22 protein-coding genes are annotated in these 22558 nt (G+C 48.1%); 18 read left to right on the forward strand and 4 right to left on the reverse strand.

Annotation, left to right across the window (positions count from 1 at the left end; genetic code table 11):
* The first annotated feature begins 3 nt into the window (after window positions 1-3).
* From HP567_RS11140 to HP567_RS11165, 6 genes are all read left to right on the forward strand, one after another.
* Window positions 4-387: a DUF1294 domain-containing protein gene (locus tag HP567_RS11140; protein ID WP_173608647.1), complete on the forward strand. Its 384-nt coding sequence runs from the start codon at window positions 4-6 to the stop codon at window positions 385-387.
* A 93-nt stretch (window positions 388-480) separates the two neighbouring features.
* Entirely contained in the window at window positions 481-1761 is a 1281-nt protein-coding gene (gene kynU, locus HP567_RS11145) for a kynureninase (protein WP_173608646.1), read from the forward strand.
* Window positions 1762-1887: 126 nt separating this feature from the next.
* Window positions 1888-3429 (forward strand): spore germination protein, encoded by a 1542-nt coding sequence (locus tag HP567_RS11150; protein ID WP_173608645.1) that lies wholly within the window; start codon window positions 1888-1890, stop codon window positions 3427-3429.
* Window positions 3426-4586, forward strand: coding sequence for a GerAB/ArcD/ProY family transporter (locus HP567_RS11155; RefSeq protein ID WP_173608644.1), 1161 nt, complete (start codon window positions 3426-3428; stop codon window positions 4584-4586). Before HP567_RS11150 ends, HP567_RS11155 begins: the two co-directional genes overlap by 4 nt.
* Complete coding sequence (locus tag HP567_RS11160; protein WP_173608643.1) at window positions 4579-5709, forward strand: Ger(x)C family spore germination protein; 1131 nt, start codon at window positions 4579-4581, stop codon at window positions 5707-5709. The genes HP567_RS11155 and HP567_RS11160 overlap by 8 nt, the downstream gene beginning before the upstream one ends.
* 15 nt (window positions 5710-5724) lie before the next feature.
* Complete coding sequence (locus HP567_RS11165; protein WP_173608642.1) at window positions 5725-6855, forward strand: GerAB/ArcD/ProY family transporter; 1131 nt, start codon at window positions 5725-5727, stop codon at window positions 6853-6855.
* 43 nt (window positions 6856-6898) lie between these two features.
* Here the strand turns inward: HP567_RS11165 and sspI are convergent, their stop codons facing one another.
* Entirely contained in the window at window positions 6899-7135 is a 237-nt protein-coding gene (gene sspI / locus HP567_RS11170; RefSeq protein ID WP_047070986.1) for a small acid-soluble spore protein SspI, read from the reverse strand.
* Window positions 7136-7306: 171 nt separating this feature from the next.
* Between sspI and HP567_RS11175 the strand changes: the two genes are divergently transcribed.
* A complete protein-coding gene (locus HP567_RS11175) occupies window positions 7307-7960 on the forward strand; it encodes a potassium channel family protein (protein WP_007728524.1) in 654 nt (217 codons plus the stop codon).
* Window positions 7961-7964: 4 nt separating this feature from the next.
* Window positions 7965-8792, forward strand: a complete 828-nt coding sequence (locus HP567_RS11180) for a TrmH family RNA methyltransferase (protein WP_173608641.1) — start codon at window positions 7965-7967, stop codon at window positions 8790-8792.
* Here the strand turns inward: HP567_RS11180 and HP567_RS11185 are convergent.
* Window positions 8789-9508, reverse strand: a complete 720-nt coding sequence (locus HP567_RS11185) for a DUF2225 domain-containing protein (RefSeq protein ID WP_173608640.1) — start codon at window positions 9506-9508, stop codon at window positions 8789-8791. The genes HP567_RS11180 and HP567_RS11185 overlap by 4 nt on opposite strands.
* A 457-nt stretch (window positions 9509-9965) precedes the next feature.
* Here HP567_RS11185 and pheS point away from each other — a divergent pair, with 457 nt between their 5' ends.
* The 3 genes from pheS to zapA all read left to right on the forward strand — a co-directional run bounded on the left by pheS (window position 9966) and on the right by zapA (window position 13797).
* A complete protein-coding gene (gene pheS / locus HP567_RS11190) occupies window positions 9966-11000 on the forward strand; it encodes a phenylalanine--tRNA ligase subunit alpha (RefSeq protein WP_173608639.1) in 1035 nt (344 codons plus the stop codon).
* 15 nt (window positions 11001-11015) lie between these two features.
* On the forward strand, window positions 11016-13439 hold the full coding sequence (gene pheT / locus HP567_RS11195; protein WP_173608638.1) for a phenylalanine--tRNA ligase subunit beta: 2424 nt from the start codon (window positions 11016-11018) through the stop codon (window positions 13437-13439).
* Window positions 13440-13521: 82 nt separating this feature from the next.
* Window positions 13522-13797 carry a cell division protein ZapA gene (gene zapA / locus HP567_RS11200; protein WP_007728510.1) on the forward strand — a complete coding sequence of 92 codons (276 nt, stop codon included), beginning with the start codon at window positions 13522-13524 and terminating at the stop codon, window positions 13795-13797.
* 96 nt (window positions 13798-13893) lie between these two features.
* Here zapA and HP567_RS11205 read toward each other — a convergent pair whose 3' ends face one another.
* Window positions 13894-14268, reverse strand: a complete 375-nt coding sequence (locus tag HP567_RS11205; protein WP_047070996.1) for a phage holin family protein — start codon at window positions 14266-14268, stop codon at window positions 13894-13896.
* A 242-nt stretch (window positions 14269-14510) separates the two neighbouring features.
* Between HP567_RS11205 and HP567_RS11210 the strand changes: the two genes are divergently transcribed.
* The 7 genes from HP567_RS11210 to HP567_RS11240 all read left to right on the forward strand — a co-directional run bounded on the left by HP567_RS11210 (window position 14511) and on the right by HP567_RS11240 (window position 21515).
* Entirely contained in the window at window positions 14511-16868 is a 2358-nt protein-coding gene (locus tag HP567_RS11210) for an endonuclease MutS2 (protein WP_173608637.1), read from the forward strand.
* A gap of 17 nt (window positions 16869-16885) precedes the next feature.
* On the forward strand, window positions 16886-17296 hold the full coding sequence (locus HP567_RS11215; RefSeq protein WP_173608636.1) for a DUF350 domain-containing protein: 411 nt from the start codon (window positions 16886-16888) through the stop codon (window positions 17294-17296).
* Between the two features lie 282 nt (window positions 17297-17578).
* Window positions 17579-18877: a nucleotide sugar dehydrogenase gene (locus HP567_RS11220; RefSeq protein ID WP_173608635.1), complete on the forward strand. Its 1299-nt coding sequence runs from the start codon at window positions 17579-17581 to the stop codon at window positions 18875-18877.
* A 145-nt stretch (window positions 18878-19022) separates the two neighbouring features.
* Window positions 19023-19610: a sigma-70 family RNA polymerase sigma factor gene (locus HP567_RS11225; protein ID WP_173608634.1), complete on the forward strand. Its 588-nt coding sequence runs from the start codon at window positions 19023-19025 to the stop codon at window positions 19608-19610.
* Window positions 19589-20350 carry a DUF4179 domain-containing protein gene (locus HP567_RS11230; RefSeq protein ID WP_173608633.1) on the forward strand — a complete coding sequence of 254 codons (762 nt, stop codon included), beginning with the start codon at window positions 19589-19591 and terminating at the stop codon, window positions 20348-20350. The genes HP567_RS11225 and HP567_RS11230 overlap by 22 nt, the downstream gene beginning before the upstream one ends.
* A gap of 106 nt (window positions 20351-20456) precedes the next feature.
* Complete coding sequence (locus HP567_RS11235) at window positions 20457-20657, forward strand: cold-shock protein (RefSeq protein WP_012685372.1); 201 nt, start codon at window positions 20457-20459, stop codon at window positions 20655-20657.
* Between the two features lie 249 nt (window positions 20658-20906).
* Window positions 20907-21515: a hypothetical protein gene (locus HP567_RS11240; protein ID WP_173608632.1), complete on the forward strand. Its 609-nt coding sequence runs from the start codon at window positions 20907-20909 to the stop codon at window positions 21513-21515.
* A 67-nt stretch (window positions 21516-21582) separates the two neighbouring features.
* On the opposite strand, the gene HP567_RS11245 is transcribed toward HP567_RS11240, so the two are convergent.
* Window positions 21583-22410 carry a M55 family metallopeptidase gene (locus HP567_RS11245; RefSeq protein WP_173608631.1) on the reverse strand — a complete coding sequence of 276 codons (828 nt, stop codon included), beginning with the start codon at window positions 22408-22410 and terminating at the stop codon, window positions 21583-21585.
* Window positions 22411-22558 lie beyond the last annotated feature (148 nt).

Here is a 22558-nt window from a genome sequence, read left to right on the forward strand (position 1 = left end):
CAAATGTACCATGAACAATTAGCTGCCCACCGCCGCAATTTCGTGTTGGTGCTCGTGATTAGCTGGGCCCTCCTCATGGCAGGATACTTCAATTCAAATGTCTGGGTGCTGGCTGGAGGAGCTTTACTGCTGAATGGCTATGCTTATTACCTGATGCAGGCAGACAAGCGTCTGGCTAAAGAAAAAGGTTTTCGGGTTCCGGAACTGAGCCTTTTGTTGGTCGCATTTTTAGGAGGAGGGATTGGTGCGCTGGAGGGTATGCTCATTCAACGGCATAAGACGAAGCATACCTCTTTTCGCATCCTGCTCCCGCTCTTTTGCATCGCGCAAATCTTCCTAGTCATTTGGGTAATACAACTATATTTGGATAAGAATCTCGTGTCGTAGGGGCACGGGATTTTCTTTTTGAAAATGTGATTCTCTTGTTTGAAAATTCAGCCTATAATAAGGGTAACGATAGAACAAGCTGAGGAGGTAGCTATGTCTCAATCAAGCCCCTTGACGAAAACGTACGCACAGCAACTGGATGCACAGGACGAACTCGCGAGCTATCGCGAAGAGTTTTATCTGCTTTCGAGTCTGTATTTGGATGGTAACTCACTTGGCCTCATGTCAAAAAGAGCGGAAAAGAGCGTCATGGATATGATGCAGTCTTGGAAGGAGCTGGGGGTGGAAGGCTGGACAACGGGTATTCATCCGTGGTTTTTCTTTTCGGAGAAATTGGCAGAGATGAGCGCAGCACTTGTAGGGGCAAGCCCCGAGGAAGTGATCGTCACGGGCTCTACGACGATCAACCTGCATCAGCTGGCAGCTACCTTCTATCATCCGGTCGGGAAGAGGACGAAGGTCGTTGCCACTGAACTGGATTTTCCTACCGATATATACGCACTCCAGAGTCAAATGAAGCTCCATGGGCTGGACCCGGAAGAGCATTTGGTTCGGGTAGCGTCAAGAGATGGTCGTCTGATCGAAGAAGAGGATATTATCGATGCGATGACGGATGAAGTCGCACTGGTTGTCCTCCCTACTGTCCTGTATCGCAGCGGCCAGTTGCTCGATATTGAACGCTTGACAGCAGCCGCGCATGAGAGAGGCATTCTGATTGGGTTTGACGGATGTCATTCTGTAGGAGCGATCCCGCATTCCTTCAGCAAATGGGAAGTGGACTTTGCCTACTGGTGCAACTACAAATATGTAAATGCAGGGCCTGGAAGCGTGGGTAGCCTATATGTCAACCGCAAGCATTTTGGCAGAACTCCTGGATTGGCGGGATGGTTCAGCTCGAAAAAGGATAAGCAATTTGACATGGACCATACGCTGGATGCATGTGAAAGTGCGGGCGCGTACCAGATCGGTACCCCACATATGCTGAGTCTCGCCCCGCTGCTTGGTTCTTTGGAAATGTTCCAGGAGGTGTCCGTGGAAAAGCTTCGTGCCAAGTCGCTCAGCTTAACGCGGTTCATGATGGATTTGATCGAGGTGGAGCTAGCCGACATGGGTTTTACGATTGCGAACCCACAGCAGGATGATCGTCGGGGTGGGCATGTCAGCCTTGAGCACGACGAGGCCATACGTATATGCAAGGCATTGAAGGAAGCGGGCATAATTCCTGACTTCCGTGCCCCAAACATCATCCGGTTAGCCCCCGTTGCTTTCTATACGACTTATACAGAGGTTTGGGAAAGTGTCCAGATCTTAAAAACGATCATGTTAGAGAAGAGCTACGAAAAATTTGAAAACAAGCGCGAGGTGGTTGCGTAACAGGTCCGACTTAGGTTGGACCTGTTTTTCTTTTGTAATACGCCTTTTACGGGATTTTCTTTCCATTATTGGGCACACTATCCGTACCTGTAGACAGTCTACATTCCATGGATAAGGGTGAGCAGCTTGAGCCAGTTTTTTCAAGCATGGAAAAAAAGAAAAGAAGCCCTCCAGTCAAAAGCGTTGGAGCAGCACTCCGACAAGAGCATGGAAAGCGTGTCCGATGTTGCGCTCACAACAAATTTGGAAGAAAACATCCAATTGATTCAAGCGCAGTTTGGAAAGTGTGATGATCTTGTCGTTCGTCGATTTCAAACGAAGACGAAGGTTCAAGCCGCTATCGTTTTTATAGATGGCATGGTGGATCGCAATGTCATCAGTGATTTTATTATTCGCTATATGACGACTCCTGATATCACCTATAATGATCCGGCGACAAATGAGCTGGATTTGACAGACAAACTGAGGCAGATCGTCCGAAATATTTTGTCTGGATGCGCGGTACTGATCATTGATGGGTGTCAAAATGCTTACTTGAATAATACGAGAGGTTGGGACAGGCGTTCGGTAGAAGAGCCTCAGACGGAATCAGTCGTACGAGGGCCACGCGATGGTTTTTGTGAGACATTGTGCGTGAATTCAGCCCTGATCCGTTTTCGTTTGAAGGACCCCAATCTCAGAGTGCGTCATATGGTGGTCGGTGAACGAACACAGACTGACGTTTACATCATGTACATCGAGGGTCTTGCGTATCCCCCGATGGTGGAGGAAGTGATTGCGCGAATAGAGAGTAATGTTCGTGTGGATTCTGTGCTGGAGAGCGGGTACATCGAACAAATGATCCAGGATCGGAGATGGTCCCCCTTCCCGCAAATTCAAAATACGGAGCGCCCTGACAAAGTAGTGGCCAATCTTTTGGAAGGGAAAGTAGGCATTCTGGTAGATGGTACTCCGTTCGGATTGATTGCTCCGGCTGTGTTTTCACAGTTTTATCAGAGTCCAGAGGATTATTACGAGCGATTTTATATCGCGACCTTAATTCGTTTCATTCGGATTATCAGTATCAGCATCGCTTTGTTGCTACCTTCTCTATATATCGCTTTTAGTTCATTTCATCCAGAGATGATCCCTTCTCGACTGGTCATTGCGATGGCGGCAGGGCGATCTACCGTTCCATTCCCTTCTTTAGTCGAAGCTCTGTTTATGGAGTTGGCCATTGAGATATTGAGGGAAGCGAGTGTGAGGCTGCCGGGGCCAATCGGTCCTACGATCGGGATTGTTGGAGCACTCGTGGTCGGAGAAGCAGCGGTAACGGCCGGGCTTGTCAGTCCTGTCATGGTGATTATCGTGGCTGTGACGACCATCGGCTCGTTCGCATCTCCGAGTTACAGTGCGGCGATTGCCATTCGGATGCTACGCTTTCCGGTTATGATTCTGGCAGGAATGTTTGGTCTATACGGTATTATGCTGTTTTTGATTGTCATCCTCATTCATTTGTCTTCACTGAAATCGTTTGGAGTACCCTATATGAGCCCGCTTAGTCCGCTCAACCTGAATGGAATGAAGGACTTGTTCTTACGGGCACCCCATCACATGATGAAGACAAGACCGATGATGTTTCATGTTCAAGATAAAATCCGGATCAGAGAGGAGGAGAACCAGAAATGAACAGGAGGGAGGGGCACAGCTGGCATCATAATCTATCGATGTGGCAGCAAATTTGTCTCATGACAAGTACCTTAATCGGTGTCGGCGTTTTGACCCTTCCTCGCACAACCAGTTCGAAATTATTTGAGGCAGGCTGGATCGCTCCTCTGATTGGCTCAGCAGGTGCTTATGTCTCCTTATGGTTAATTGTCAAATTGAGCAAGCGCTATCCAGGTGAAACCTTTATTGAATATAGTCATAAGGTGTGGGGATCTGCCAAACGGCCTTGGGTGGGCAAAGTTTTCAGCCTCCCCTGGATTTGTATCTATCTAGTATACCTGTATTTCTCCACGGCCGTCGTTTCGCGTGTATTTGGTGAAGTGGTTGTGACTTCCGTTCTTTTACAGACTCCGTTGGAAGTTATACTCATGTCAATGTTTTTATTGATACTATTTTTGTGCATGCATGAGGTGGAAGTAGTAGCACGAGTGAACGAGCTGCTGTTTCCTTTTATTATCTTTCCACTTCTTTTTATCGCGATTGCGTCGTTCCAAAAGGCGGAAATTGGGAATCTCCTGCCGATTAATCATGTGTCAATCCGTTCAATGGTAGCAGGAGTGTACGAAGGAATTTATTCCTATTCTGGTTTTGAAATTATGTTCGTCTTTTTCGCCTATGCGCAACAAAACACGAACAGGGAATTGGCGGGACTTTACAGTTTATTAATTGCAGCATCACTCTACATGTTAATTGTGGTTGCTGGTATTTCAGTGTTTGGTTACGAAGAGCTACAGAGGGTGACGTGGCCGACACTAGAATTGGTCAAGACGACGCAGGTGCCTGGATTGATCTTGGAACGATTGGAATCCGCTTTTTTGGCAGTGTGGGTATCGGCTGTTTTTACTACGGTAGCCAATGCGTATTACGTTGTTGTTTATTCATTGAGACAGTTGTTTCGTAAGGGAATCAGATTTCAAAGAATCGTGGCTACAGTCCTTCTCATCCCTTTATTCTTCTTTGCCCTCATTCCACAAAACATCACGGAAGTATTTAGGGTGGCGTCGTTGCTGGGATTGTCTAGCCTGGTCATTAATTTGCTGATCCCTGCTGTTTACTGGGGAGCAATCCTCATTCGTGACATGGTGACCCGACGAGAGGGGCGGAATATCGATGGGTAAATCTCTTAGATACTTCGCTTTGTTGATCATTTTTACCATCCTGCTGACAGGGTGCTGGGATAGACGTGAATTGGAAGAACGCGCATCGGTGTTGGCCATTGCGATAGATCAGGATGAAAAAAATGAAAATCTGTACAAAATGACCGTCCAAATTCCAATTCCTATGAAAATCGCTGGGAGTGGCGGGAAGGGTGGAGGAAATAATGCGGATGCCGTGAAAATCATGAGCGTGACAGGAAGAACGGTGACAGATGCTTCCAATAACTTGCAAATGCGGATGAACCAGCGATTGTTTCTTGGACATACCCGTATTCTTGCCGTAAGTGAGGAGGTCGCCAGAAAGGGAATCCAAGACATCATGGACAGTTTTCGTCGCGAACCGCAAATACGGCGACTTCTGTGGCCGATCGTCGTGAAGGGCAAAGCATCTACCTTGCTGGAGATAAAACCGAGAATCGAGCCGATTCCAGTCGTCTATATGATGGGGCTGATCGAAAATGGCATGAAATTAGGAAGAATTCCAGACCAAACGCTGGGCGACTATTTCAATCAGACCTCTAATCTAACCATGGAGCCGTTTTTGAATTATGTAGAGGCCAGAAAGAACGAGGTGAGCTGGAAAGGGGTTGCTGTTTTTCGCGGACACAAGATGGTGGGGATATTGGATCACATACAGTCATGGATATTGCTTCAGCTACGTAATGAAAAACCAGGTGGAGACATTGTCATTCCGTTGCCGAAAACCAAGAATGGATATGTGAGTTTTCGTCCGCATTTCGCAAAAAAAAAGGTGATTATTCACAAATCCTCTTCCGCTACCTATCATTGCGAGCTTCAAGGAGATATTGTCGAACTCACAGAAGACCTGAACATTCCTGCGGAGCAATTCATCTTACAAATGCAAACGCTTATTCAAAAAGAAATGGAAAATCGCGCAAAAAAACTATTGCAGCAATTACAAAAGCAGTACAATAGCGACATTTTGAAACTGGGTCTTACACTGCGTGCGAAGCATTACCAAGACTACTGGAAAACTCACAACTGGAAGAAAGATTTCAGGGATTTCCCCATTCGCGTTACATACACAATCAAGCTGCGCCGTCTTGGTATGGAAATGCAATAGGAGAGAGCGATCACTGTGGAGAATCAGAAACGTAATTTTGGTACCTGGCAACTGACAAGCATTATGGTCAGTTCGATGATCGGGGTGGGTATCCTCGTCATCCCGAGAACAGCAACCGAACTTCTTCATCAAATGGGGTGGGTGGGACCCATTGTAGGTGGTTTCATAGCGTCCATGGCTGTAGCGGCTATCGTTTATTTAGGCAACCAGTTTCCCGGTCTTACCTTTGTCGAATTTATGCCGAAGATATTTGGGGTTGCCATCGGTACCCTGTGTATATTTCTCTTCATTCTCTATCAGTTCCTCAATGCGGGAATCACAGCCAGATTGTTCGGGGAAGTCGTCGTGACCTCCGTATTACCGCAAACGCCACTGGAAGTAATAATCATCACGCTGCTGTTGTTGGTCGTGTTTCTTTGTTGTCATGAGATTGAAGTTGTGGCAAGGGTAAATGAGCTGTTGATTCCTTTCCTCCTGTTGCCGTCTCTCTTGATTCCGCTCGTCTCCTTCATGAACGCAGATTGGTACAATTTATTGCCATTCCGATTCGAGTCATGGACAAATGTCATGAAAACGGGTCTGAATACGTATACGCTTTATACCGGATATGAGTTGTTAATGGTTTATTTTGCCTTCGCTATTCCCGGGGCAAGGCTAGGGGTAGCCAGCATGACAGGTATGAGTTTTGCTCTTGTCATTTATGTGATCACAGTTGTCGCAGGCATTACTGTATTTGGCTATGAAGAATTGCAGAGGCTGGTGTGGCCTACGCTTGAACTGGTCAAGGTAACGCAGAAAACCGGCTGGTTTTTGGAGCGTTTTGAGTCCGCCTTTCTCGCGATTTGGGTTGCTTCTGTATTTACAACGATCGGGAATATGCTGTACGCGACGATTTTTTCATTGCGGCGCTTGTTTCACAAAGGCATTCGTTTTCAGCAAATCACCGCGATTGTGATCATGGTGCCCCTTTTTTTCCTGACATTAGTGCCGCAAAATATAGTGGAGCTGTTTTCTTTTACACAGTATTTGACCAACATAGGATATTTGATCACCATCATCATCCCTATCTTGCTGGCAATCACCCAATTCATGCGCAATCAGTTCAACAAAGGTCGAGAAGTGAACAATGAAAAGGGAGGGACGTAATAGCCCCTCCCTTTGAAGCATGTTTGTTCGAAAGAAGAAATGGTTAGATCGGCTTTTCGGCTTGTTCAGGCAAGTGTTCCGCGATAGTCGTAATCATGGATTGGCGTGAGGAAGCATCGCTGTTTTGCCACAGAACTTCAAACAAAACACCTAACCCCGGCAGTGTCTTCTCCTGACCGCTGGCAATGGCATCACTGATGGTCTCTTCCACTGCGTTTGGATCTGAGCCTTGCATTTTGTACATGATCGCTTGACGTAAATTGAGTGAGGCAATGTTCATGACCGTGCTTGCACCTCTCTTTTGAGAATGAATTCAAGAAATAGTATTTGTAAACGCTGATTTGTGCATACCATGCTTTTCGTACAAAACGTTCATGACCGTTTTGTGGGGGATGTTTTGGTTGTGCTATAATGCTTGTTATTGGTAAGTTCCGTAAAGGGGAAGATTAACATGTCCAAGCAATTTGCCATTATCGGGATGGGACGTTTTGGTTCTAGCGTGGCGAGAACGCTGTACGAGATGGATTATGAAGTGATGGGTATAGATGAGAACGAGGAGCGTATTAACGAAAATATTCAATACGTAACGCACGCGGTAGCAGCGGATTCTACGGATGAACGCGCCTTGAAGGAAATCGGAATCCGCAATTTTGACGTAGTCGTTGTGGCCATTGGGGTCGATATTCAGGCGAGTATCCTGACGGTATTGACGCTGAAAGACTTGGGTGTCAAAAAGATCGTGGCAAAAGCACAGAATGAGCGTCATGGACAAGTATTGTACAAAGTGGGAGCTGACCGTGTCGTATTCCCTGAGCGTGACATGGGAGTTCGGGTCGCCCATAATCTGATCTCTTCGAATGTACTTGACTTTATCGAGCTGGCAGAGGACTACAGCGTGGCGGAGGTAGTCGTGTCGTCCAAGCTGGTCGGTCAAAACTTGCGGCAACTGGATATTCGGAAAAAATACGAGGTCAACGTTATTGCCATCAAAAGCGGAGATAAATTCAACATCGCTCCTAGCCCGGATGAAGTCATCCAATACGGCGACGTGCTTGTGGTGATCGGGAACAACAAAGACTTACGCGAATTTGAGGAGCGGGCATAGGTTTATGACAAATGAAATCATTACTTCGGTACAAAACCCACTGGTAAAGCGATTGCACCAGTTGCTGTCACGAAAAGGACGGGAAGAGCAGCAGCGTTTTCTCGTGGAAGGGGCACATCTGGTAGAAGAGGCGTTAAAAAGCGGGGCGGAGGTAGTCACGGTCATTTACGATCAGCAGCGTGACATGGACCCAGCCTGCCAACGTGCTCTGGCTAATCATCCGGAAGCTGTCCAGGTCATTGCTGCATCAGAGGCAGTGTTGGCGAAGCTCTCCGAAACGAAGTCACCGCAAGGAATTGTGGCCGAAGTGAAAAAAACAGCAGCAGATTGGGCAAAATGGGTAGATAAGAAGAGAGAGGAACAAGGAAGCTTGATACTCCTCTTTTTGGACGAAATACAAGACCCTGGCAACCTCGGTACGATTTTGCGCACAGCAGAAGCGGCAGCAGTAGATGGTGTCGTACTTGGAAGTGGCAGTGTCGATATTTACAATGGAAAAGTGGTACGGGCCACAATGGGGGCACTGTTCCGCATCCCGGTCTTTACGCAATCGTTAGTTGAGACGGCTGATGAATGGAAGGCAAAGGGAGGGAGAGTTCTCATTTCTTCTTTGGAGCAAAACAGTGTTGCCTATGACGAGGCTGATTATGCTGGTCTGACGGCAATGGTCATCGGCAATGAAGGAAGAGGCGTCTCCAAAGAGATGTTTGCCAAAGCCGATCAATTCGTCCACATTCCGCTTTACGGCGGAGCAGAGTCACTGAATGCGGCAGTCGCGGCAGGAATATTTGTCTATGAGGCACAGCGCAAAAGAAAAGATCGGCATGACTAGCCGATCTTTTGCTCGTTCTTTTTCTCTTTATACTCTTCACGTGCGAGTTGCCATTGATCTTGCGCCATCCGGATAATGCCGCTCTCAATGGTGTGGTTGCGAAAGGCGAGTGCTTTGCCGAAATACTTGATGGCTAAATCATACTTTTCGAGCCTGCGATAGAGCTCACCAATCAAGTACAGCAAGCGGACTTCGGTCATTTCCTTGTCACCGCGTGTATAGTCAGAATGAATATACGATTGTTCATATTCTTCCACGGCCATATCGATAAAGCGCATTTCTTCCGCGACATTTTTCTCGAATCGATAAAGCCATGCAAGGCGCAAATACAGACCGGCTTTTACAGAATGGGGCTGATCCGTTATTTCAGCTGCGTAAATGGCAAGCTTGTAGCTGACAATGGCTTCTGGTACATGGCGAACTTTTCCAAAATCTTTTGGCTTCCATTTCGAGGAGATTTGTTCATCCACAATCTGCTTTTGCCAGGGGGCGAGCTTGTCCCGGAATTGATCCGTAAAAGCAAAGCCGCATTCAGGGCAGACATTGACGGTATATATAATGGGATTTAAAGATTGCTCTTTAAAAGTGGTATAAAAATCGCTGTCGCGATGGAGCATCGTCAACGTGCCGCTTCTGATTCTTTTGGTCGAAAAGGTCGCTTGGCAATGGCGGCAGATACTTGTCTTATCGTAAAGGGCGGAAACATTATCAATCATGTCAAAATCCCCTTTCGAATGGGTAACATACACATGAAAACACTCTCTGGATATGTAACATTTGTGGAATTGAAAGTTCTCTCTTGTTGCGCTATAATTTTCCTTACGTCATAATTATAACGTAAAGCGATGACGGAGACTAGTACGCAGGACCTATCTGTTTTTCAGGGAGAAGATGTCACAGACTGCGAGCATCTTAAACATGATAGCTGCCGAATTCACTCCAAAGCCGCACTCTGAACCGCTTTTCGCGCAGTAGGAGCAGCCGGGTCATACCCGTTACCAATGATCTGAAGTGAGACAAATGTCTCTTTCCACTAGTGATATTGTCATGGATTTGTCACAGGGCGGAAGCGAATTGTCTAACAAGGGTGGTACCGCGAGAAAAAAGTAACTCGTCCCTTTTTGAGGGGCGGGTTTTTCTTTTTCCAAAACAGAAATAAAGGAGCGATTCGAAGTGCAAACTCGGTTGCAAGAAATGAAAGAGTCCGCACTGGGCCAAATCAGCCAAGTGACAGAAGCCGCACAACTTCAGGATTTGCGCGTCAAATACCTGGGGAAAAAGGGTGAGTTGACAGAACTGCTGCGCGGCATGGGCGGCTTGTCCCCAGAAGAGCGTCCAGTTGTCGGTCAGCTGGTGAACGAAGTAAGGGAAGCGCTGGAGGTGGCGTTCTCTGGCAAACAAAAAGCATTTGAAGAGGCGGCTCTGAATGCCAAGCTTTCTTCACAAACGATCGATGTGACACTGCCAGGACGTCCAGTACCAGCAGGCACCATGCACCCGCTTTCTCGGATCATTGAAGAGATCGAAGACATCTTCATCGGTCTGGGCTTTGAGGTGGCAGAAGGTCCTGAGGTAGAAATGGACCACTTCAACTTCGAAATGCTGAACCTGCCAAAAGATCACCCGGCACGCGATATGCAAGATACGTTCTACGTCACGGAAGAGCTACTGCTCCGTACGCAGACATCTCCTGTGCAAGCACGTACGATGTTGAAAAAAGAAGGCAAGACTCCACTCAAAATGATCTGTCCGGGTAAAGTGTATCGCCGCGATGATGACGATGCGACACACTCCCACCAATTCACGCAGATCGAGGGTCTCGTGATTGATAAAAAAATCGGGATGAGTGACTTGAAAGGTACCCTCTTGACTTTTGCCCGTCAAATGTTTGGAGAAAACCAGCAAATTCGTCTGCGCCCAAGCTTCTTCCCGTTCACGGAGCCTTCCGTAGAAGTAGACCTGCAATGCTTCAACTGCGGTGGTCACGGTTGCCGTGTATGTAAGCAAACAGGCTGGATCGAGATTTTGGGTGCTGGTATGGTACATCCGCGCGTACTGGAAATGGCCGGTTACAACCCTGAGGAAGTCAGCGGCTTTGCATTCGGTATGGGTGTAGAACGAATTGCGATGCTCAAATACGCGGTAGAGGACATCCGCCATTTTTATACCAACGACGTTCGTTTCCTGCGTCAGTTCAATCGAGGCTAGAGAGGAGAGGCAAAGATGAAGGTATCATACCAATGGTTATCTGAATACGTCGATCTGAGTGGAACGACGCCCCAGGAGCTGGCTGAAAAGCTGACTCGCAGCGGGATTGAAGTAGACGCAGTTGAATCGCGCAACGCAGGTGTATCTGGTGTTGTGATCGGTTATGTAAAAGAACGCAGCAAGCATCCGGACGCAGACCGTCTCAACGTATGCGTCGTTGATGCGGGACAAGGAGAAGACCTGCAAATCGTTTGTGGAGCAGCGAACGTAGACAAGGGACAAAAAGTTCTCGTCGCCCTGATCGGTGCGAAGCTCCCTGGAGGTCTAAACATCAAGCGTTCCAAGCTGCGCGGTGTAGAATCCCAAGGGATGATCTGCTCTGCAAAAGAATTGGGTTTAAACGACAAGCTTCTGGCAAAAGATCAGCAAGAAGGCATTATGGTTCTGCCAGCGGATGCGGAAATCGGAATGGATGCCGTTTCGTACCTCGGCTTGGATGACTATGTGCTGGAATTGGGACTGACGCCGAACCGTTCGGATTGCTTGAGCATGCTGGGGGTTGCTTACGAGGTAGCCGCTATCTTGGGCAAAGAAGTGGTATTCCCGCAAATCGAGTTGACTGAAAATGGTGGCGACAACCCGATCCAAGTCAAGATCGAAGCGACGAATGAAAGCTATCAGTACCACGGTCGTCACTTCACCAACGCCAAAATCGCGACATCTCCGCAATGGATGAAAAATCGCCTGATGGCAGCGGGAGTTCGTCCGATCAACAACGTGGTAGACGTGACCAACTATGTCCTGCTCGAGTACGGTCAGCCACTGCATGCTTTCGATGCGACACAGGTAGCTGATCGCTCTATTGTCGTTCGACTGGCAAACGAGGGCGAAAAGCTCGTGACATTGGATGATCAAGAGCGCACGCTGGATGAGCAAACCTTGCTGATTGCCGACCAGACCAAAGGCTTGGCGATCGCAGGGGTCATGGGCGGAGCTAACTCCGAAATCACTGATGAGACGAGTGAAATCATTCTCGAAGCAGCTTGGTTCACACCAAAAACAGTGCGCCGCACTGCTCGTATGCTCGGCATGCGTACAGAAGGCTGCGTACGTTGGGAAAAAGGCGTTGACCAAGCGCGTGTGCAGGAAGCGGGAGAGCGCGCTGCTGCGCTGATTCAGCAATTGTCCGGCGCAACGGTATCCAAAGGAATCAGTTCTGCTGTTGTAAGCAAAGCTGCGCCTGCTGTTGTTTCGGTTACACTTGCAAAAATTAATCAGCATCTCGGAACCGACATGTCGGCTTCTGATGTATCGCCGATTTTCGAGCGTCTGCAATTCCCGTATGAAGTAGCGGGCGACAAATGGACGGTAACCGTTCCAACGAGACGTGGCGACATTACGCTGCCAGAGGATTTGGTGGAAGAGGTTGCACGTCTGTACGGTTACGACAACATTCCGACCAGCTTGCCTTCTGGTTCGACCACACAAGGACAGTTGACAAAAGAACAGCAATTGCGCCGTACGATCCGTCATCATTTGATTGGTACCGGTATGAATGAAGCGATTTCCTATGCACTGGTTCATCCAGATCGTGTCGAGGCAGTAGCGGGTCTGCATCAGGAAAAAGTAAACCCTGTTGCGCTCATGATGCCAATGAGTGAAGATCATAGCGTTCTGCGCACGAGCTTGATTCCAAGCCTCTTGGAAACAGTGGCATACAATAAAAACCGTCAAAACCACGATGTTGCGATTTTCGAATTGGGCCGTGTGTTCTTGACAAAAGAAGAAACGCTCACACAGCTTCCAGAAGAGCGTCTGTATGTAGCAGGTGCGTTGACTGGACAACTGCTCGCACAAAACTGGATGGGCGCCAAACAGCCTGTTGATTTCTTCCAAACAAAAGGGATTGCGGAATCACTTTTCGCTCGTTTGGGTATCCAAGCTGCCGAGTACAAAGCTGTCCAGGACATCGCAGGTATGCACCCAGGACGTACCGCAGAAGTATGGGTAGGGGAAAAACGTCTGGGCTATCTGGGGCAAGTTCATCCGGGCACAGAAAAAGCTTATGATCTGTCCGAAACGTACGTATTCCAGTTTGATGTAGCTGCTTTGATTGATGTAGCTGCCGAGGTAGGCCATTACAATCAGCTGCCAAAATCCCCGGCGGTAACGCGTGACTTGGCTCTCGTTGTCGATCGCAGTGTAGCTGCTGGTGTATTGGAAGCAACGATTCGTGAAGCGGCAGGCGAACTGCTTGAGTCCGTAACCCTATTCGATGTATACATGGGTGAACGTATTGCTCAAGATAAGAAGAGCATGGCATTTGCCCTGGTATTCCGTCACGCCGAGCGTACCTTGCAGGACGAAGAGATTCAACAAGTGACTACTGCTGTCATTGACGCCTTGAAAAACAAAACTGGTGCTGAACTGCGCATGTAACACAGCTTGACGAACTCTGACATTTTCAGTAACCTAAAAAAGGATAATGTAGAGCAAAGGTCGCAGTAGGGAGGTACCTCTCGTGCAAGGTGATGGGAAAAATCGTTTGACGGTGGACATCTTTGGCCAACAATACCGGCTCAGTGGCAAGGCAAGTGTCAATCACATACGCATGGTGGCCGGTTTCGTTGATGACAAGATGAACGAAATCGCAAACGGCAACCATCGACTGGATACTGCCAAAATTGCCGTACTTTCTGCAGTCAATATTGCGGATGAATACTTCCGCTTGCGTCAGGAGTACGAAGAACTGCTGAAAATCATTCAGGAAGAGGCAAAGGCTAAACCGATAGATTAAGGAAAAGAGGGGCTTAAGTGCCTCTCTTTTTACGTTTTGGGTAAAATGAGAAGAGCCACCCCGTTTTTAAAGGGATGGCTCTTTGGCGTATTCTGCCTATGTCTCCTGCTTGTTCCTGGCATCTCCATTGCGCAAATCCATATGGGTTTTGATCGGGATAAACAAGTCGATGATCCCGATCACCAAGGAAGCCAGAAGCGCGCCAAGAATCGTTACGCGGAAGCCAGAGACGATGAACTGAGTGAGATAAATCACGACGGCACTGACCAAGAAGCCGATAATACCACGATTGTACGGCGAAATTCGATCTCCGAAAATGGCTTCTACGGCCCAGCCAATTAGTGCAATGACAACGGCCGCGAGCAGAGCTGTCCAAAAACTGCTAACCGAAAAGCCGGGGACCAGAAAGCCGACAAACATCAGGACTACGGCAGCGACGATAAAGCGGACGATATGGCGCATGATCGTCATGTGTACTCCTCCTTTAGGGTTGTTTCACCTTTCATTCTCTCACGCAAAGAGTGGAACTATGCCAAGCGAAGACGTGTAAATTTATCCTTCGCCCGTGGTTCCTTTCCGGTGCCATCCGGGCCCAAGTTTTCTAAGCTTCGCTGCCATGCTATAATGGGGAGATCGTAATGATTGCCGGTATAGACCGTCGCTCCCGCCCGCACGGTACAACGGTCGCCGCTGGATAAAGAAGGAGGAGCACAGTGGAACAACGGGTTTTAAAGACGTTAGAATACGATAAAATAGTCGCCCTGTTGATTGACAAGGCATCTTGCACATATGGAAAAGAAAAAGCATCAGAGCTGGTTCCTTTTTTACGCTTGGATGAAGTCATAACCGCTCAGCAAGGGACTGAACAAGCTGCAACTGTGTTACGCCTAAAGGGCAGCGTGCCTCTCGGTGGCATTCGCGATATCCGCGGCCCCGTACAGCGCGCCAGATTGAATGCTATGCTGGCCCCGATGGAATTGCTAGATATCGCCAGCACCGTTATGGCCGGACGCAGACTCAAAACGTTTTTGCTCGATATGTGTGAAGATCACGAGCTGCCATTATTACAACAGCAGGCAGAGCGTATTGAGGGCCTGCGCGAGTTGGAAACCGAAATTCGCCGCTGTATTGATGAAAACGGCGATATTTTGGACAGCGCGAGTCTTGAACTGCGACAGGTACGTCAGGAAATTAGACAACTCGAGTCGCGCATTCGCGAAAAACTCGATCAAATGACACGCTCGTCTACTTACCAAAAAATGCTGATGGAAAACATCGTTACAATTCGTGGGGATCGTTTCGTCATTCCGGTAAAGCAAGAGTATCGTTCTGTATTTGGTGGAATTGTTCATGATCAGTCGGCATCTGGGGCGACGCTCTTTATCGAGCCGGAAGTGATCGTCGAGATGAACAACAAGCTTCGCGAGCTTCGCTTGCGAGAGGAACGTGAAGTAGAGCGCATTCTGTACGTGTTGACGGAGCAAGTATCCTTTGCGGTAGAGGCTTTGGTCGAGAATACAGAAGCACTGACAGAGCTCGATTTTATGTTTGCCAAGGCTCAGCTTGCCTGGAGCATGAAGGCGATTTGTCCACGCATCAATGATCGCGGCTACGTAAACATGCGAAAAGCGCGTCATCCACTTATTCCACGAGAAGTTGTCGTTCCTGTAGATGTGGAGCTAGGCGGAGAGTATCAGGCGATTGTTGTGACAGGTCCGAATACAGGGGGGAAAACCGTTTCCCTCAAAACAATCGGACTGCTGTCCTTGATGACGATGGCGGGCTTGCATATTCCGGCAGAGGAAGAGAGCGAGATGACTGTTTTCTCCTCCGTTTTTGCCGATATCGGGGATGAGCAATCCATCGAGCAGAGCCTGTCTACATTCTCGAGCCATATGACCAATATTATTCAAATCTTGGCGAAAATGGACGACAAGAGCTTGGTGTTGTTTGACGAGCTAGGCGCAGGAACAGACCCGACAGAGGGTGCTGCTTTGGCCATGTCCATCATTGACCATGTGATTGATTCCGGCGCGAGATTGGTTGCAACGACTCACTACAGTGAATTGAAGGCGTATGCCTACGATAGACCCGAGGTCATCAACGCCAGCGTAGAATTTGACGTACAGACGCTGCGTCCTACTTATCGCTTGCTCATCGGGGTGCCGGGCCGATCCAACGCGTTTGCTATCGCAAGACGTCTGGGATTGCCGGAACACATCATTGATGTAGCGCGCGGCTCGATCAGTGAGGAAGACAATCAGGTCGAGAGCATGATCGCTTCGCTGGAGCGTAACCGCAAGTCGGCGGAAGCAGACAGGTTGGCGGCAAAAGCGGCACGCGAGGAAGCAGAAGTGCTGCGTAGACAGCTGGAAGAAGAGCGCGCGCAATTTGCGGAAGAGAAGAACAAACGAATGGAGCGGGCAGAGGACGAAGCGCGAATTGCCGTCCAACTCGCAAAAGAAGAAGCGGAAACGATCATTCGCGAGCTGCGCGAAATGATGGCAGAAGGCATGGAAATCAAGGAGCATCGTCTCATCGATGCGAAGAAGCGCTTGGGCAATGCCGTTCTTGAGCTGGAGAAGGAAAAGGTGAAGAAGCCGGCAAAAGCAGTTCGTGCCACACAGATCAAGGTGGGCGACGAAGTAATGGTGACGAGCTTCGGACAAAAAGGAACCGTGCTGGAAAAGGTAAACAATGAAGAATTCCTTGTGCAGATCGGAATCATGAAAATGAAAGTGAAGCGCGATGATATGCATGTACAAAACTCGATCCAGCAAAAACCGCAAGCGGCTCCGTATACCTCTGTGAAGCGTCGCAGTGACAATATCAAGATGGATCTCGACTTGCGCGGCTACAACGTTGAGGACAGCATTCGGGAAATCGATCAGTTTTTAGATGATGCGCTGTTGGCAGGCTTGCACTCGGTTTCCATTATTCACGGACACGGGACAGGGGTACTGCGCAAAGGCGTGCACGAGTATTTGAGAAACCATCGTAATGTAAAATCCTTCCGCTTAGGTGGTCAAGGAGAAGGCGGCGTAGGTGCTACCATTGCCGAATTAAAATAAGAGGTCGGGAGGGACATATGGAAAGCCTTCTACACAATCCATATTTTGCAACTGCAGCTTATTTTACTGTGTCTGGACTGGCGATGGTTTTATTCTTAGCCATTTTTGAACTGGTGACGCGTTATCGTGTTTGGGAAGAATTGAAGCGTGGGAACATGGCAGTAGCAATGGCAACGGGCGGGAAAATTTTTGGGATCGCGAACGTTTTCCGTTATTCCATTCAGGCGCATTTGTCTTTGGGCGAAGCGTTGATTTGGGCGACCTTCGGATTTTTCTTGTTGTTGTCTGCTTACTTCATTTTTGAATTCATGACCCCTACGTTTAATGTTGATCAGGAAATTGCAAAAGATAACAGGGCCATTGGTTTTATTGCGATGGTCCTGTCCATCGGTTTTTCGTATATCATAGGGGCATCCTTGCCTCGTTAGACGGGTTGAACGATATTTCAAACGAGAGTATAATTTGATTTGGCGAAAGAGTACCAAACTATTCTGCCCAATCAACGTCCTTTTTACGAAAAAGAGGACAAGCCAAGATTGTATGGGGGAGGAACAGCCTTGGAAACGTTGTACAAGGTCCTCATCGGATTGTGTGTGCTTTTTATCGCTGCAGGTGTTTACTACCTGTCCTAAAAATATAACGCAAGTTGGCCGCGTGACTTCTACAGTCATACGGACCTTACTTGGAGAATGTGAAAGAGGAGATACGCAATGACTCAACCTGTACGCGTAGCTGTTGTGGGATTGGGGTTTGTAGGCTTGCCGTTGGCGCTTACCTATGCCATGAAAGGAGCAAACGTCATCGGTATTGACGTCTTACCGCATGTCGTCGATGAGATCAATGCGGCACATTCCCATCACCTGGAGTCCTATCAGGGGAAAACGTTGCCAGAGATCCTCAAAGAGCAGATTGAAGCAAAACGCTTCCGTGCAACGTCCTCCTACGAGGAAGCGGCAGCGGAAGTCCATAACTATATTGTAACAGTCGGATTGCCTGTTCATAACGGTGATCCTGATCTCGGACCGCTGAAAAGCTGTGCGCAATCGCTTGGTCGTGTACTGAAAAAAGGCGATACCATCATGATCCGCAGTACTGTCGTACCAGGAACGACAGAAGACGTGATTCTGCCGATTTTGGAGGAAACAAGCGGTCTTGTTGCGGGTGTCGATTTCTACCTGACATATTGCTCGGAGCGAATTGCAGAAGGCCGTGCTTTTGAAGAGTTCATCCACATGCCGCTCGTTTTGGGAGGCATCAACGAGCAAAGCGCCGAAAAAGGAAAAGAGTTGCTGTCCTTCATCAGCGAGACGGACATCACGATCACGGATATCCGCGTAGTCGAGACTGCAAAAGTCATCGAGAACATCCAGCGTGATGTGAACATTGCGATGGTACAGGAATTTGCTCGTTTCTCCGAGGCATTTGGCATCGATACGTTCGAGTTGATCAAGGTTGCCAATACGCACACGCGTGTAAACCTGTTATCGCCAGGACCGGGTGTAGGCGGCTTCTGCTTGCCGAATGCACTGTACTACTTGCAGCCTAAGGCACGTGAATTGGAAGTAAACCTGCCGATTCTGCAATTGGCTCGCAACACGAATGATGCAGTCCCTGATGTGTTGATCGGAATGCTCGAGCAAGCCTTGAAAAATAATGGCAAGACATTGGCAGGAAGCCGCGTAGCTGTATTGGGAATGGCGATGAAAGACTTTTCCAATGACGACCGCGTAAGCCCTGTCCATGACCTGATTAAGCTGCTCATGGCAAAAGGAGTAGACGTTCGTTCGTACGATCCGGCTGTTCCGACTGTGTATGATCACAAGGTTGACAGTTTGGACAAAGCAGTGAATGGAGCAGATGCGTTGTTCCTGACTGCTGTACAAAAGGAATTTGCTGAGGCGGATTGGGCTCATGTTGCCGAAAAGATGGCTGACGCGCCGATCCTCTTCGACACGAAGAACCGCATCCCGCGTGACCTTGTTAGCAAGGCGACTGTGGTGCGCATTTAATTCTTGAACAAGTTCCACTGATTTGAATGCCAAAACCTCTCTAAACGCACGTAAAAGCGTTTGGAGAGGTTTTTTTCATAAAGTAGTGAACCATATTGAACGAGAGAGCCAATACAAGGTGTATACAATTTCAGGGGGCCCTCCGATGAATGATCAAATGTTAGAACTGTGGCTGGACCGTTTGCGTGATGGAGATCAAGAAGCTTTTGAGGTGATCTACAGCATGACGCGGACAAAAATTTACGGTACCGTAGCAGCCATGGTCACGAATAAAGAAGATGTTCATGATATTGTAAGCGAAATTTACTATCAGCTATGGAGATCACTGCCTGCTTATGATCGCAAGCGTCCGTTTCTTTTCTGGGTGAATGGGATTGTCATTAGACAGGTGAAAAACTGGCGAAGACAGATTTGGAGAAGATTCCGTCTGTTAGAACGAAAACAGAGTTTGGAAGAAGAGAAACATGTCGAAACGCCGGATGAGCCAATGCTTGCGATGGAGTCTGCCACAGAGATGCAGCAAGCAATCCAAATGCTGCCGTTCAAGCTGCGGATCGTCGTCATTTATCGGTATTACTACGATTATACGTACGACCAGATTGCCGAACTGCTGCAAATACCTGTGGGGACAGCAAAATCGAGAAATCATCTGGCATTAAAGCGAATCCGCGAGTGGATTGACGTTGAATGGAATGAGGAGGAACTCCAAACATGTCTATCGAAAAAATCATAAAACAGTCTCTCACCAAACAAATAGACGAGACCACGATCCCTGATGAACTCGATCAGCGCGTAAGGCAGTCCTTTCATCGCTATCACGAAAAAAAGGAGACTGTAACGATGAAGAAAAAATTAGTTATGATGGGATTAATTGCTGCTATTATACTGCCGACTGGAGTATATGCGGCTTTAAATGGAACCTCTTATTTTGCAGACAATCCAAAAGACTTGAACGGTTTGGTGGGTGAAGAGGTTAAGCGAGCAGCGGCAGAAGGGTTGTCCATTCCGATCGATCAAAAAATTACCGATCAGGGGATTACGATTCATTTTACGGAAGTGTATGCGGAAGATAGCAAGGTTCTGCTGCACTATCGCATTGAACAACAAAATGGAGAACTGGTGCCTTTCGAATTCGATACGACAGGTTTAGATGTGGTAGGCGAAGCAAATGGCAATCCCATGTACCAGGATAAAGGCTTGGAAGGTCCAAGTGTCCTAAACTTTTTCGGAACCAAAGAGGATACTATGCCTTTCTACTTAACAGATGAATCCGGTAAGGAACTAGAGGTGGGAATAGCCGATCATAACAAGCCAGAGGGCGTTCTTGCCTTCACCTCGCGTGAATCCAAGCTACCACAACCACTCACCTTAAATATCGATGTGAACCGGATCGGCAAAACAAAGGGCAACTGGAAGGGACAGTTTATTGTGGACCAGAGCAAAGCCAAAGAAGCAACAGAGGCTGCGAAGTAGGAGAAAAAAATTCGGTCACGTATAATAAGCCTCGTAAATGGCAATAGTAACCGAGGTAAGACAATATTTCAAATGTCATGTAAGGGTTACATGCTAGGAGGCAAAAATGGAACGTGGAAGAGTAAAGTGGTTCAACAGTGAAAAAGGTTTCGGTTTTATCGAGCGTGATGGTGGAGATGACGTATTCGTCCATTTCTCCGCAATTCAGGGCGAAGGGTACAAATCCTTGGACGAAGGGCAAGAGGTTGAGTTTGACGTAGAAAACGGTCAACGCGGTCCTCAAGCGACGAACGTTCGGAAATTATAAAAGCTGAAACGACAAGCAGACTCAGATGATGGGTCTGCTTTTTTATTTGGTTAAGAGGAGTAGTGGCAGTGGGGGAAAGAAGTGAATTTCCAGTCTACGCTTCAGCCTACGCCATACTGAGGGAGGGACTGTCCGCTTCGGAATGCGAACAAAAGTGCATTTTTTGCAACTCCACACCATTTGTCCAACACGCTTTGTCCGTCTTTCGCATTTACATGTAGTAGTCTCATGTAAAGGAATGAACTGCACATGTCTCGTCGGAAAGATAAGCTGACTGTCATTTACCAAAAGGGTAAAAAGCGAATGGTCGTGAAGACGTTTTTGCACGAAACCAGTAGGGTGGTTGTTGTACTGAATACGCAGTTTACGAACGCCCCAAACACGACTCAAATTGCCAGCGGAGCAGGACGAAGTAGTGCTGCCGGTAATGATGCAGCCATCGATTCAGCCAACACACTGCAACAACAGAGCGTGGGAGCTGGTGGAATTGCGCGAAATCGGGGAATGGACGGCAAGCAATCGGAGTATCGTGGTCACCATAAGGGCAAAAAGAAAAACGGAAAAGAAGCTATTGTGGTGATAAACGACCAGGTAGTCAAGCTGGCAAGACGCCTTGCAAATGCTTCCGCCACACAAGTAGCAGGTGGGGGTGGCACATACAGTACAGGTGGCACAAATGCTGCGATTGAAAGCTCCAACACGAAGCAACAGCACGCTGTTGGAGGCGGGCCAGGCTCTCGGGCGTCCAATCGAGGAATGAACAACAGGCAAAAGGTGAAAGCGAAGGCAAAAGCAAGAAAGGGAAAAAGAGGATTTCGGTCACGTGTAGCGCGGAAACGGAAGAATGGGCGCGCTTGAAAAATCTCCCGTCAAAATGGAGAACGGAAGAGCTGATTTCAAGCCCTTCCGTTCCTCCCTTCTCTTATTAAAAAAATTCAGCACCCGACGCCAGGTTCAGCATGGCGCGCATTGTTTTGTACATATCTTGCGGATTGGCTGCATTGTAATAAACTGTGTTTGTTGCTGTTTCGTAGCGCGTGCCCGGGACAATTGCGGCCATCTCGGCTTGTCCTGCATGCGAGAATTCCATTGCCAGCTCTACAGGTACAGCTGTACGGAATGGCTGGATGTTGTTCCGGTTGCGCAAGGCATTGGCCGTCTTGCGCTTCAGTTCAGCGGTCGCTTCTTCACGCGAGAGACAGATCGCAGCTGTGCGGGATACCGCTTCCTTCACGATCGCTGTTTGGATGCCCGGAATTAGTTCCTGTGCTTCGACGGCAATGAGATTATCACCAGACACCATGACAACAGGAACGTTGTGCATGCCCGCAATCGCGGCGTTAAAGCCGAACTCACCCACTACTTGTCCGTTGATATACATATTGTGAACCACCCCGGACATCGTATGACTGAGCACGCCAGGAATTCCTTGGCGGGTATGATAGCCGATAAACATCGCTGCATCAAAGCTCTCATCGATTCCCTGCATCATGGATGAATCGCGTGGAGAACCTGCCAACAGTCTCGCTTTCGGATGGAGCTTTTCCCAGAGAATGTTGTTCATGGTGTTGTGGCTGTCTGCTACCACAATATCCGTTACGCCAGACTCAAGTGCAGCTTCAATAACTGCATTGGCATCATCTGTCATAAACTGGCGGCCACGCTGATAGTTAACCCCCGAAGCCGGGTTAATATAGCTCGTATCCACAATGCCTGAAATGCCTTCCATGTCTACCGAAAGAAATAGTTTCATCTCATTTTCACCCTTTCTGTCTGGTGCAGCTTGGTATACAAAATAGTTCCAATTCATATGTAACCAGATTGATCATGAGTAGGCAACCATAAAAACAGATTCTTCAAACAAATCATATGAAAAAAGCACGATGCCCGCTGTTCGCGTT

It is taken from the genome of Brevibacillus sp. M2.1A (genome assembly GCF_013284355.2).
Lineage (GTDB): Bacteria > Bacillota > Bacilli > Brevibacillales > Brevibacillaceae > Brevibacillus.